Origin of the sequence: Arthrobacter sp. GAS37, assembly GCF_044908325.1 — a bacterium.
Taxonomy (GTDB): domain Bacteria; phylum Actinomycetota; class Actinomycetes; order Actinomycetales; family Micrococcaceae; genus Arthrobacter; species Arthrobacter ramosus.
This window is the reverse complement of record NZ_JBIYDB010000022.1, coordinates 23,575-35,783: the sequence shown is the minus strand read 5'-3', so window position 1 is coordinate 35,783 and position 12,209 is coordinate 23,575. Positions and strand designations below refer to the sequence as shown.

General features: G+C 64.9%; 11 protein-coding genes. 4 read left to right on the top strand and 7 right to left on the bottom strand.

From position 1 onward, the window contains the following. Positions 1–33: 33 nt before the first annotated feature. A complete protein-coding gene (gene dut / locus ABH924_RS16610; protein WP_234750095.1) occupies positions 34–546 on the bottom strand; it encodes a dUTP diphosphatase in 513 nt (170 codons plus the stop codon). A gap of 111 nt (positions 547–657) precedes the next feature. Between dut and ABH924_RS16605 the strand changes: the two genes are divergently transcribed. Then, positions 658–1,158: a DUF3093 domain-containing protein gene (locus tag ABH924_RS16605; protein WP_404500531.1), complete on the top strand. Its 501-nt coding sequence runs from the start codon at positions 658–660 to the stop codon at positions 1,156–1,158. Here ABH924_RS16605 and ABH924_RS16600 read toward each other — a convergent pair. Then, positions 1,155–1,454 carry a DUF4193 domain-containing protein gene (locus ABH924_RS16600; protein ID WP_078105507.1) on the bottom strand — a complete coding sequence of 100 codons (300 nt, stop codon included), beginning with the start codon at positions 1,452–1,454 and terminating at the stop codon, positions 1,155–1,157. The genes ABH924_RS16605 and ABH924_RS16600 overlap by 4 nt on opposite strands. Positions 1,455–1,737: 283 nt before the next feature. Here ABH924_RS16600 and sepH point away from each other — a divergent pair, with 283 nt between their 5' ends. Further along, a complete protein-coding gene (sepH, locus tag ABH924_RS16595) occupies positions 1,738–3,108 on the top strand; it encodes a septation protein SepH (RefSeq protein ID WP_404500529.1) in 1,371 nt (456 codons plus the stop codon). A 23-nt stretch (positions 3,109–3,131) separates the two neighbouring features. Here the strand turns inward: sepH and ABH924_RS16590 are convergent, their stop codons facing one another. From ABH924_RS16590 to ABH924_RS16575, 4 genes are all read right to left on the bottom strand, one after another. Continuing rightward, entirely contained in the window at positions 3,132–3,848 is a 717-nt protein-coding gene (locus ABH924_RS16590; protein ID WP_234750082.1) for a thymidine kinase, read from the bottom strand. Next, positions 3,841–5,070, bottom strand: coding sequence for an alkaline phosphatase family protein (locus tag ABH924_RS16585; RefSeq protein ID WP_404500527.1), 1,230 nt, complete (start codon positions 5,068–5,070; stop codon positions 3,841–3,843). Before ABH924_RS16585 ends, ABH924_RS16590 begins: the two co-directional genes overlap by 8 nt. Further along, complete coding sequence (locus ABH924_RS16580) at positions 5,070–5,798, bottom strand: DUF5998 family protein (protein WP_236817024.1); 729 nt, start codon at positions 5,796–5,798, stop codon at positions 5,070–5,072. Before ABH924_RS16580 ends, ABH924_RS16585 begins: the two co-directional genes overlap by 1 nt. 67 nt (positions 5,799–5,865) lie before the next feature. Next, positions 5,866–8,559 carry a GNAT family N-acetyltransferase gene (locus ABH924_RS16575; RefSeq protein WP_404500525.1) on the bottom strand — a complete coding sequence of 898 codons (2,694 nt, stop codon included), beginning with the start codon at positions 8,557–8,559 and terminating at the stop codon, positions 5,866–5,868. 54 nt (positions 8,560–8,613) lie between these two features. Here ABH924_RS16575 and ABH924_RS16570 point away from each other — a divergent pair, with 54 nt between their 5' ends. Continuing rightward, a complete protein-coding gene (locus ABH924_RS16570) occupies positions 8,614–11,163 on the top strand; it encodes a DNA topoisomerase (ATP-hydrolyzing) subunit A (protein WP_404500523.1) in 2,550 nt (849 codons plus the stop codon). A gap of 13 nt (positions 11,164–11,176) precedes the next feature. On the opposite strand, the gene ABH924_RS16565 is transcribed toward ABH924_RS16570, so the two are convergent. Then, positions 11,177–11,563 carry a VOC family protein gene (locus tag ABH924_RS16565; RefSeq protein WP_234750693.1) on the bottom strand — a complete coding sequence of 129 codons (387 nt, stop codon included), beginning with the start codon at positions 11,561–11,563 and terminating at the stop codon, positions 11,177–11,179. A 125-nt stretch (positions 11,564–11,688) separates the two neighbouring features. On the opposite strand from ABH924_RS16565, the gene ABH924_RS16560 reads away from it, so the two are divergent. After that, on the top strand, positions 11,689–12,207 hold the full coding sequence (locus ABH924_RS16560) for a DinB family protein (protein ID WP_404500521.1): 519 nt from the start codon (positions 11,689–11,691) through the stop codon (positions 12,205–12,207). Positions 12,208–12,209 lie beyond the last annotated feature (2 nt).

Sequence of the window (12,209 nt, the reverse complement as noted above, 5' to 3'; positions counted from 1 at the left end):
GCTCCTTGCAGCGCCGATTGTCGAGGGTTGTTGCTAGCTCACGGCCGGCGCGAAGCCTCCGGTGGATCCAAAGCCGCCGGTGCCGCGCGAGGTGTCGGACAACTCCTCCACGGAAACGAACTGCGCATACTCGACGCGCTGGATCACCATTTGAGCAATTCTATCGCCGCGCTTGAGTTCGATTGCGTGGTTTTGGTCGGTATTCAAAAGCGTCACGGAAATTTCACCTCGGTAGCCGGCATCAACCGTCCCGGGAGCGTTCACCAGAGTGAGCCCGTGCTTGGTTGCCAGCCCTGACCGCGGGTGGATCAGTGCCACAAAGCCGTTCGGCAGCGCGATTGAGACGCCCGTGGGAACGAGCTTCCGCTCTCCCGGGGCGAGGGATACGTCCGCCCGGGCCCGCAAGTCCGCGCCGGCGTCACCGGGGTGGGCGTACGACGGCGCTTCCAAACCGGCGTCGAGCATTTTCAGTTGGACCTGAAGGGTCGGCGCACCGTATTCGGCGGAGGTGTCGGCTGGGTTGGCTACTGCTGTCTCGTGGCTCACAGTCACATATTCTATCGCCCACGGAATACTCCCGCGGTTGCGGCCGCAGGCCAGTCCCAAAGCATAAAGGAGCGTTAATTCCAGGGGTCACAGTCCCGATAAGCTGGTGGCATGCCTGAATCGACTGCCTCCGTACCCGTGCCGCACCATTCCTCGAGTGGAACGGGCGTCCTGTTTACGGAAAAGCTCTGGCCGTCCCCCTGGATTTGGATTATCGTGGTCGGCTTGTCCGCCGCGGGCATCCTGATGTTCGCGCCGATCAGCATCACCGCGGGAATTATCGCCGCGCTGGTTCTCTTCGCGATCATGACCACCATGCTGGTGTTGTCCACCCCCGCGATTGTGGTGGACCGGGACACCGTCCAAGTGGGACGCGCCACTATCCAGCGCGAGTTTGTCGGGGCCGTCACCGCATACCGCAAGGACGAAGCCACCGCGGAGCGCGGCACCCGGCTCCACGGACTGGCGTTCCTGTGCCTCCGCGGCTGGATAGATCCCGTGGTGCGCATTGAAATCACCGACCCGGCCGACCGCACCCCGTACTGGCTGACATCCACGCGCCGCCCCGAAGAACTTCTGGCAGCACTGTCCAAGCAGGCCTCCCGAGGCTAGCTTTCGCATTCCTTGCAGTACAGATGCCCGTCCTTCTCCCGCGCAATCTGGGAGCGGTGTTTGACCAGGAAGCAATTGAAACAGGTAAATTCGTCCGCCTGCGGAGGCAGGACCCGGACCAGCAGCTCTTCGCCGGACAAGTCCGCCCCGGGGAGCTCGTAGGCATCTGCCAGGTCAGTCTCATCGATGTCAACAGCCGATGATGACTGCTTCTCGGTGCGATGCGACTTGAGTTCCTCGATCGAGTCCTCGGTGTCTTCTTCCGTCTTCCGAGGGGCATCGTAGTCCGTTGCCATGGTCCCTTCTTCGTTCTCCCTTGTACTTCACGCAGGGCTTGCGGTCCTGTCGACCAGAGCCTGCTCCGGTCTAAGGATGTAACGCGGCAGGCCGCTTTTTTGTGCCCGATACCGGGCAGATTGTCCTCCCGGCAGACTCGGATGTCCATACCCTGGTTCCGATCGCCTGCCCAGAGAATGCCGGAAATCGCGGAATATCGCGGCGCGCCCTTTGTCCTAGTAGGAAAAGGCCGTAGCGGGTGGCAGAGTTTCGAATGTCAGATAGGCCATGGTGGAGGATTTTATGCGGGATCTACGGCTGGTTGGCGTCCACGACGACGGCGGACATCTCCTGTTGAGCGGTACCGGCGGCGAGATGTTCCAGCTTCCGATTGATGAGGCGTTGCGGGTTGCAGCGAGCCGGACACCTGCCCAGGTGGCCGCACGCGCTTCCATTACGCCCGTCGCCATGTCCCCCCGTGACATTCAGTCACGTATCCGCAGCGGAGCTACAGCCGCGGAAGTGGCGGAGCTGTCAGGCCTGCCGCTCGCGAACGTGCAGCGCTATGAGGGTCCGGTGCTTGCCGAGCGCGAGTACATCGCCCAGCAGGCCCGCAAAGTCGAAGTCGCTGCCCCGGCCCCCGGCCAGGACACCTACCGCGCGGCGTTCGGCGACGAACCCGCAAGCCTGGGCGAAATGGTTGCACACCGGCTCAGGGCCCACGGGATCGATTCCTCTACGGTGGAATGGGATTCCTGGCGCAGGATCGATGGCACGTGGACGGTCGTCGCACGCTTCGAAACCAAGCCAGGCAGCCTGGAAAGCATCGGCGAAGAGCCACCCGCGATGTGGACCTTCCATCCCGCCCGCAAATCCATCCAGAATGCCAACCGCTGGGCCCAGCAGCTCAGCGAACTGGAACCCCTTGATGGACCTGTACCGGCCCGGCGGCTCGCGGCCGTCTCCGACCGGCCCTTTGACTTCGAGGCCGACGCCGGGACCGCCGCCCGTGCGGCGGCTGCCGCTGCGACGAAGGAAGCCGATGGGCTCCTTGACATGTTGCGCTCGCGTCGCGGACAGAGACTGGGACTTGACGAAGACAGTGACGACGCTTTGGCGCTGCTTCTGAGCAGCGGCGTTCCGGCTGCGCATCCGCGGCCCGGCGACATCGAAGACGGACTTGCGGACAGCGAAACAGGCGACCAAGAGCCAGCCGACACAGACACGGACCAGCAGCTTGAAGCCGAACCCGCCCCCAGCCGCCGTGACGCGCGTGCATCCATGCTGTCGCGGCTGAGCCTGGCCCCGAAGCATGACGACAAGGAAGACGACTCCCTCCATCTTCACGACGGCGTCAGCACGGACACCCGTGAAATCACGGTGATCCCCGGTGCCCTGCGCCCCGTGACCATGTTGCGCGGCAGGAACGACAACGACACGCAGACCGGCCAGGACGAGGCACGAACCCCGGGAGCAGCATCACCGCGGGCGGGCCTGGACGAACTGCTCGGCGGCGCTCCCCGGCGGGAACGCGAAGAGCCGAAGCCCAGCCGTGCCGGGCAGAAGGATGAAGAATCTTCCGACGCGGGGGCGGCCGAGCGCCAGCCGTCACGGCCCAAGCGCTCCAGTATTCCCAGCTGGGATGAAATCGTCTTCGGGACGCGCGGAGACTAGGCAGCTTTCAGTTCATTGCGGCTTCAGCTAGCGCCGTGCCAAAGGCAAGCGTCGACGTCGAACGGCAGCAACTGATCCCGGCTCGCCATGAGGTTGGCCCCGTGTGCCGTGACCCGGCGCATGTAGTGCCTGCGGCACAGGGTCTCGTATCCGACGACCGGGTGCGACGCGTCGACTTGCTCCGGGGTAGCTTCCGCCCGGTCGGCATCCCTGGCAACGTCTCCCACCACGACCTGCTCGCCTTCGACCACCATAATGCCGTCCACGGTCCGCGCATTGTGTGTTGCCCGGCGGCCGCACCAACAAAGGGCTTCGACCTGCAGGACCTGGACCCTGTCAGCGAGCTCCACAAAACGCTGGGATCCGGGGAACAGCCGGGTGCGGAAGTCGGACGTGATTCCGAAAGCGAACACGTCGACCCCCATCTCATCAACCACGCGCGCCAGCTGTTCCACTTGCCCGGGTGAGTAGAACTGGGCTTCATCACAGATCAGGTAGTCCACCTTGAGGCCCGTGGTCCGGCGTCGGACAACTTCGTCCCAGAAATCGGTGGTGTCAATGACTTCCACGGCGTCCGTCTGGAGCCCGAGCCGGCTGGAGATGACGGAGCCACCGGCGCGGTCGTTGCAACTGAAGCGCACCCCGCCCCGGCCGCGTGCACGGTGGTTGTAGTCCATCTGCAAAGCAAGGGTGGACTTGCCGCAGTCCATGGTTCCGGAGAAGAAAATAAGCTCAGCCACGGCGGCCCTCGGGACCTCCGGCTTGGAAGCAAAGCAGCGGAACTTCGCGCTCCGCCTTGGTCAGCGAACCATGCTGCCCCACCACCTCCAAAGCAGTCGGACGGACGCGGCGGACGTCGTAGAGCGCCAAAGTGTCCCGGGCGGCAATCATGACGTCCCCGATCCGGGGGGAAACCTCTGCTCGGAAGACCCCGAAGAGTCCGGCGTCAAGGGCCTGCTCGCGGGTGAAGGCCCAGATCCGCTCGCCGAAGCGGGCGCGCCAGGCATCCAACAGGGCTTCCCGGTGACGCGATCCGGCGTCGGGTTCGAGGTACAGGTGGACCATGCGCGGCTCGCCTGCCGTGTGCCGGACCCCGGCGATAAGGGCGGGATCGGCGGAGTAGTCGATGCGCTGTGACTCGGGGACGTCGAGCATTCCATGGTCGCCGGTGAGCAGGATGGTTGTCCCCGCGGGCAGTGCGGCAGAGAGCCTCTTGACCGTTGAATCGATTTCTTCGAGCTGGTGCTCCCAGCGATCGGACTGGCAGCCGTAGCGGTGCCCGGCTTTGTCCAGTTCATTGACGTAGAAGTACATGAGCGAGGCGGTTCCCGCGGCCATTTCCTCCCCCGCCGCGGCCGTCCGGGCATGGAGCGAGCTGCCGCCCACGAACCGGCTTCCCCGGAGCGCCGCGCGCGTCATCGGTGACGCACCGAACTGGGGCAGGCTCACTGTGACGACGTCGGCGTCAGCAGCCACGCGTTCGAAAATTGTCGGGAAGGGCTGCCAGCGCAGGGGGTCGACTCCAGCGTCCCAATTGCCGAGCAGGTTGACTACCTTGTCCTGGTCAGGATCCAGGACGTCATAGCCCACCATGCCGTGTTCGCCGGGCGTACGGCCGGTTCCAAGGCTGGCCAAGGACGATGCCGTGGTGGAAGGAAACGCCGAATCAAGCCACACCGGGACGGCTCCCTGTCCCGAATTCGCAATTGACCTCAGAAACGGAGTGTGAGCGGCCTTCTGCTTCAGAAGATTGCGCCCCAGGCCATCAGCGAGAACCACGCACACGCGTTGCGATGCAGGCAATTGCAGTTTGTTTTCGAAGCCGGGCAGGCCCATGCTCGCTGCAGCGCTGGTGAAGACCTCGGCGATCGATTTGCTGCCATACAGCGGCGCGCCGGGAAGCTCAGGGACGGCGCTCGAAACGGGGACGGTTTCCTGGGCGACGGGTTCCGAAGTCGCCATCAGCGCTGGTGCCCGCGGCTCAGCCTGTTGCCGAAGACGCCCGAGCGGAGTCGTGGAGCGGAGATGGTGCCCGGGTGGACTGAGGGCCCGGGAGCGCCCGTGTTCACAGCCCGCAGCGCGCGGGCGAAGACCTTCGCGTCCTGGACAGCCCTGGGTCCGTCGGCCTCGGAACTGATCCGCAGCACGATGTCCTCCTGGGAGATGGTGCCCGTGTATCCATGGTCGGCTTCGCACTGGGGATCGCCGCAACTGGCGGGTCCCACATCCAGGCGCTGGCCTCCTGACCAGGCAATGGACAGGGTCAGCTCCCTGACGGGGTCGCTTGGAGTGTAGTTCTGCGGCTGCGCATACATGTAGCTCAGGACCACCGAGCGGATTTGTGCCACGGGCACGGACTCCGTGGAAATCTGGGCGACGATCTGCTCGCCCGCTTCGTCAAGCTGCTGGTCGTCGACGTGGGTGATCACCAGCATGTCCTCGGTGAGGACCAGGACCGTGATGTGCCGCCGGACCTCGGCACGGTCGAAATGCGTTTCCAAATGCACCAGGTGCGCAAGGCAGTCGCGCCCGTCCAAGGCATCGGCCACAACATCGGCAACAAGGACAGGATAGAAACCCGCCCGTTGAAGTGCCTGGTCCAGGCTCTGCCCCTGCGAGCTGTGGTTGTGTGCTGCATGGTGCCCGGTGGTAGCCGGACCGGACGGAGGCGTCGGGGACTTCGAGCTCATTCCCCCATTTTCACAGATCGGCTGGGGACTTCATAACCGTCCGGCCCTACGGCGGCCAACCGTCAGCTCAGCCGAGCATCGCACGGCGGGCGCTGTCCGTACGCTGTGCGGCGTTCCCGATCCACACCTCGGCGGCAAGGATTTTCGCGCCCCGGGTCCCGGCCAGGACGGGATTGAACTCCACCAGGGCAATCTCGGGGTGTTCATCCTTGAGGCGGACCAGCCGTGCTCCCAGGTCTTCGAGGGCCGCCACATCCACCGCAGGCAGCCCTTCGTAGCCGAACAGTTTCAGGGAAGCCCGGGGTGCCCTGATGAAGTCGTGGAGATCGGTGGAAGACAAGGGAGGCACCCGGTGCGCCCAGTCGTCCAGGAGGTTCACGGCGTCTCCCGCCAAACCGAAGGACACCACGGGCCCCAGGAGAGGATCCTCGATGGCCCGGAACGTGCAGGCCTGCCCCACGGAAACCATGGCCTGCACCTCTATGGCCGATGAACCGTAGGGCTCGAGGGCGCGACGCATCTGCGCGATGTTGCGCCGCAGCGAGTCCGCGTCCTCGATGTCCAGCCGCACGCCTCCCAGGTCCAAGCGATGCCGGAGGGCAGGATCCGTGGTCTTGAGCACCACGGGCCAGCCGAGCCGTTCGGCAGCGGCGACCGCATCGTCGTCGCTCTCGAACACAGCTGAGGGCACCACCGGGATGCCGTAGCGGGACAGCAGCGCGGCCGATTCGCCGTCGTCGAGCCGGAGCAATTGTTCCCCCGGGACAGAAGACAGGAGCCGTTCGATGTGTTCGCGGGTACCCTCGCGGTCGCAACCCGCAGGCTCCACGAACATGCCCTGGTCCCGGTCCAGCCACTTCGCGTAACGGACCACTGCCGCCAAGGCCGCCACCGCGCTGCCCGCGCTGGAGTAGCAAGGAAGGGACGGCCCGGATTCTCCGTTTGGGGCGAGCAATCCATCCAGCTGCACGGAAGTATCGAGGATCCCTGTGAAGGCAGCCACGACCGGCTTGCCAGCCTCAGCCGCGCATTCGGCGAGCACTCCCGCGATCGCTTCCATCGTGAGGCTGCGGGACGGCACCATGGCCGCCACCACCGCATGCACGGAATCGTCCGCAAGATTCGTCCGGAGGCTGCGCTGCAGCCCTTCCCGCGATGCGGACGTCCCCGCGTCCAGGTCCACGTCGGTGACGATCCTGTCGACGACGAGTCCGTGGGGCGCCGCGTTGTCCGCCACGACCTTCCCGAAGGCCGCGGAATTGCTGTAGACGGCGAGCGCCGGGCCCTTGGGCAGGGGCTGGCTGGAAACGATCTGCGCCACATCCATGAGCTGTTCGATCGTTTCGACGGCGATGACCCCGGCTTGGCGCATCATCGCGTCCAGGGCCGCCACAGGCGCCAGCGTGGTCCTGACGACATGCCCCGGCGGAAGGCGCAGCCCGGTGACATCCGATTTGGCAACGATGACCGGTTTGCTCCGCGACAAACGGCGGGCCAGGCGGGAGAACTTGCGGGGATTGCCGATCGACTCCAAGTAGAGCCCGACGGCGACGGTATCGGGATCGTCTTCCCAGAACTGCATGACGTCGTTTCCGGAGATATCGGCGCGGTTCCCGGCGGACAGGAACGAGGAAAGGCCCAGTCCCCGGCGGCTCGCCGCGGCGTAGACGGAAACCCCAATGGCGGCGGATTGCGAAAACAGCCCCAATCCCCCGCGCCGGGGAAGGCTCGGGGCCATCGACGCGTTGAGTGAAACCTCCGGATTCGTGTTCACGATCCCCAGGGACTCCGGGCCGATCACGCGCATCCCATAGGACCTGGCCTGGCGCACCAGCTCGCGCTGCTTCCGCAGCCCCCGCTCGCCGTCGTCCGCGTAGCCGGCTGTGGCGACCACCAGGCCTTTGACCCCGGCCACCCCGCACTCGTCCACGACTTTCGGCACTTCCTCGTAAGGGACCGCGATGATGGCGAGCAGCACCGGTCCGGGGACGTCGGCGATCCGGGCGAAGGACTTCATGCCGGCCAGTTCGAATGCTTCAGGGTTGACCGCATAGACCGTGCCGGTGAAGCCACCCTCCAGGATGTGTTCAAGCAACTGGTGCCCGACGGTCCCCCACCGGCGGCTGGCGCCCACTACCGCGATCGACGACGGCGCCAGCAAGTCCCGTACGCTGCGGGCCTCGGCGCGGTGTTCCCGCGATTCCATGACGGCCAGGGATTTTGCGGTGGGGTCGATGTTGAATTCGACGCTGACGACGCCGTCGTCGAATTTGCGCACAAGCTCGTAGCCGGCATCAGCGAAGACCCGGAGCATTTTGCGGTTCTCGGGCAGGACCTCGGCCGTGAAGCGGCGGATGCCGTTCTCCCGGGCAGCCGCAGCCAAGTGCTCGAGCAGGATGGAGCCGATGCCCCGGCCTTGCTGGACATCGGAAATATTGAAGGCCACTTCGGCTTCGGTGGGATCATCAAGCCGGTCGTACCGGCCGACGCCCACGATCTCTCCGCCGATGGTGATGACGAACGCCACCCTGTCCTTGTGGTCCACCTCGGTGAAGCGGCGAAGTTCCTTGCTGGAGAGCCTCGATTTGAACGAGAAGAACCGCATGTAGATGGAAGTCTCGGACTGCGCCGTGTGGAAGGCCTGGAGCGCGTCGGCATCTTCGGGTGAAATAGGTCTCAAATGGGCCGTTCCGCCGTCGCGAAGCACGACATCGGCCTCCCAATATTCCGGATATACGCCGGCGCCGGGCTGATCCACCATAGGCTTAGCCTAGCTAAGTCTTCCGCAGTACACGTTTAAGGATCCACCGACTCCATGGCACGAAGCCAAAGTCCCTCCCGCGCAAACGCGGCCTCGGCCGCCGTCGACGGGGACTTCACCGAGAACATCATCGATATCGACGTCACTTCCGAAATGGAAGGCTCCTTCCTGGAGTACGCGTATTCGGTGATCTATTCCCGCGCACTCCCCGATGCGCGCGACGGCCTCAAACCCGTTCAGCGACGCATCCTGTACATGATGAGCGACATGGGCCTGCGCCCGGACCGTGGGCACGTGAAGAGCGCCCGCGTGGTGGGCGAAGTCATGGGAAAGCTGCACCCCCACGGCGATACCGCCATCTATGACGCCATGGTGCGCATGGCACAGGACTTCTCGCTGCGCTTGCCCCTGATTGACGGGCACGGCAACTTCGGTTCGCTCGACGACGGCCCGGCAGCACCGCGTTACACCGAAGCCCGGCTCGCCGCGGCTGCGATGACGATGACCGAGAACCTCGACGAAGACGTGGTGGATTTCGTCCCCAACTACGACAACCAGCTCACCCAGCCGGATGTCCTGCCCGCGGCCTTCCCCAATTTGCTGGTCAACGGCACCACGGGCATTGCAGTCGGCATGGCCACAAATATGGCTCCCCACAACCTTGTGGAAGTCATCGCGGCCGCCCGGCACCTCATCGCCAATCCAGACGCCACGCTGGAAGACGTCATGCGGTTCGTACCCGGCCCGGACTTGCCCACAGGCGGCAGGATCGTGGGTCTGGACGGGATCCGTGATGCCTATGCCACGGGACGCGGATCGTTTAAGACCCGCGCCAAGGTGGAGATCGAACAGCTGACCGCGCGCCGCACCGGCCTGGTGGTGACCGAACTCCCCTACATGGTGGGTCCGGAGAAAGTCATCGAGAAGATCAAGGATGCCGTCAACGCCAAAAAGCTGACGGGCATCAGCGATGTCATGGACCTCACTGACCGCAAGCACGGACTGCGGCTCGTGATCGAGATCAAGAACGGCTTCAACCCCAACGCCGTGCTGCAGCAGCTCTACCGGTTCACCCCGATGGAAGACTCCTTCGGCATCAACAACGTGACCCTGGTGGATGGGCAGCCGCAGACCTTGGGCTTGCTCCAGCTCCTGCAGGTGTACGTCGGCCACCGCATATCGGTCGTACGCCGTCGCACGGCCTTCCGCTTGGGAAAGAAGAAGGACCGCCTCCACCTGGTGGAGGGCCTCTTGATCGCGATCGTGGACATCGACGAGGTCATCCAGATCATCCGCTCCTCGGACGAGGCATCTGCGGCCCGCGAACGGCTGATGTCCATCTACGATCTGTCCGAGATCCAGGCGAACTACATCCTGGAACTCCGCCTGCGCCAGCTGACAAAGTACTCGCGCATCGAACTCGAGAAAGAGCAGGAAGAACTGCGCCGGGAGATCGCCGAACTCGAAGCGATCCTGGCGTCCGACGTGCTCCTGCGCGGGCTGGTGTCCGGAGAATTGGCCGAAGTGGCCGAGAAGTACGGCACCCCGCGACGCACGGTTCTCCTCGAGTCCGAGGCTGTCTCCCCCACCGTCGCCGCGGCGCTCGCAGCAGACGTCCCGGCAGGCAAGGGCAAGGCCGCCGCACTCCCGCTTGAGATCCCCGACGACCCTTGCTGGGCACTCCTGAGCGCCTCCGGCCAGATCGCACGGACCTCCAACCAGGAGCCGCTGGCCGAATCAGGCCCGCGGAGCAAGCATGATGTCTACCGCTCCGTGGTCAAGACGACCGCGCGCGGCGAAATCGGCGCAGTCACCTCCCAGGGCCGCATGCTGCGGGTGCAGGTCATGGACATGCCGGCGCTGCCGCCCATGTCCGGCCTGCCCAATCTTGCCGGGGGCGTCGCGGCAAAAGACTTCATCACCCTGCTCAAGGGCGAAGCGCTCGTGGCGTTCGTGCCGCTGGATGCCGTGTTGGCCATCGGAACGGTCCAGGGCGTGGTCAAGCGCGTCCAGCCGGACTACCCGTTGAACCGGGAAGACTGGGAAATCATTGCCCTCAAGGACAAGGACACTGTGGTGGGCGTGGAGCCCGCCCCCGACGACGACGTCGACCTCGTCTTCGTGACCCGGCTTGCGCAGCTCCTGCGTTTCAGCGCCTCTGCCGTTCGGCCGCAGGGCCGTACCGCGGGCGGCATGGCGGGCATCAAGCTTGGGGACGGCGACGATGTCATCCATTTCGGCACTGTGCGCGCCAACGACCCTGCCGCCGTCGTCGTGACGATCGCGGGCAGCAACGGCGCGCTGCCGGGGACTGCTCCGGGCACGGCGAAGATCACCCCGTTCGAGGAATACCCGGCCAAGGGCCGGGCGACGGGAGGCGTACGGGCCCACCGTTTCCTCAAGGGTGAAGACACGCTGCTGCTCGGGTGGGCGGGTCACGGCCCGGCGAAGGCGTCATCCAGCGCCGGCGTTGCCCGTGCCCTCCCACAAGAGCACGGCCGCCGCGACGGCTCCGGTGTTCCCCTCTCCCAGCCCGTGGATGCGATTGGTGCGAGCATGGCGTGGGAAGAAGGAAGCGGGCCGGAAACCGCCGCTGAAGGCTGACCTTTCCGCTCGCTTAGACGGGCACGGTAGCGATGCTGAGGATGTTTCCTTCCGAATCGAGGAACCAGGCTCCCCTTTCACCATCCGGCAAGGTGGCAACGCCGTTCTCGGTCTTCAGGCCCGGGAAGTCGTACTCTTCGAAGACAACTCCGCGTGCCCTGAGATCGGCCATGTCTTGATCCAGGTCAGTGCTATCCCAACCCATCTGAGTGTTCTTGGCGCTTCCGGCGTTGGGCGTCGAATAGAGCAGGAACGAAGTGCCGTTTCCGCACTTGTAGACCAGATTGTCAGTGGCCTCCGGGTTGTTCGGTTCGAGGCCTAGCTTGTCCTTGTAGAAGTCACGTGCGCGGGCTATGTCGCTGGCAGGGAGCACCGCGGCGACGCTTAGATCCTTAAGCATGGCAATTTCACTTTCCAGGCTTCCCCAGCTCATAACTTTACTCCTGATCGGGCGGATCAGAGCTGGGGCGGGCCGCTCTCCGGGCTGTGTGACCGGATCAGGAATCCGCGCCCTAGACTACTGCCATGCCGATCATTCCCGATGACAAGGACTGGACCTGGGTCCTGTCCACGCCCTGTCCCGAATGCGGCTTCGACGCCGCCACTGTGACCCCGTCCACCGTCCCGGGGACAGTCCTGAACATGCTGCCGCGTTGGCGGGCCGTGCTGCGCCGGGAAGACGCCTCTACCCGCCCGGACGAACACACGTGGTCGCCCTTGGAATATGCCTGCCACGTGCGGGATGTCTTCAGCCTCTTCGACCAGCGCCTCAACCTGATGCTACGGGAGGACGACGCCCGCTTCGCCAACTGGGACCAGGACAAGGCCGCGATCGACGGCGACTACGCCAATGCGGACCCCGCGGAAGTCGCTGCACAGCTGGCCGCCGAGGGCAAACAAATTGCCAACTCCTTTGCCGCTGTCCACGAAGATGACTGGCCACGCACGGGGGTCCGCAGCAACGGCTCCACGTTCACCGTGCTGACCTTTGCCCAGTACTTCCTGCACGACGTCGTCCATCACCTGCACGACGTGGACGGCTAGGC

What these genes read in the sequence shown, in the direction of transcription:
- ABH924_RS16605 (WP_404500531.1), top strand. Translation starts at nt 658, where the DNA reads ATGCCTGAATCGACTGCCTCCGTACCCGTGCCGCACCATTCCTCGAGT.
- ABH924_RS16600 (WP_078105507.1), bottom strand. Translation starts at nt 1,454, where the DNA reads ATGGCAACGGACTACGATGCCCCTCGGAAGACGGAAGAAGACACCGAG.
- sepH (WP_404500529.1), top strand. Translation starts at nt 1,738, where the DNA reads ATGCGGGATCTACGGCTGGTTGGCGTCCACGACGACGGCGGACATCTC.
- ABH924_RS16585 (WP_404500527.1), bottom strand. Translation starts at nt 5,070, where the DNA reads ATGGCGACTTCGGAACCCGTCGCCCAGGAAACCGTCCCCGTTTCGAGC.
- ABH924_RS16580 (WP_236817024.1), bottom strand. Translation starts at nt 5,798, where the DNA reads ATGAGCTCGAAGTCCCCGACGCCTCCGTCCGGTCCGGCTACCACCGGG.
- ABH924_RS16575 (WP_404500525.1), bottom strand. Translation starts at nt 8,559, where the DNA reads ATGGTGGATCAGCCCGGCGCCGGCGTATATCCGGAATATTGGGAGGCC.
- ABH924_RS16570 (WP_404500523.1), top strand. Translation starts at nt 8,614, where the DNA reads ATGGCACGAAGCCAAAGTCCCTCCCGCGCAAACGCGGCCTCGGCCGCC.
- ABH924_RS16565 (WP_234750693.1), bottom strand. Translation starts at nt 11,563, where the DNA reads ATGCTTAAGGATCTAAGCGTCGCCGCGGTGCTCCCTGCCAGCGACATA.
- ABH924_RS16560 (WP_404500521.1), top strand. Translation starts at nt 11,689, where the DNA reads ATGCCGATCATTCCCGATGACAAGGACTGGACCTGGGTCCTGTCCACG.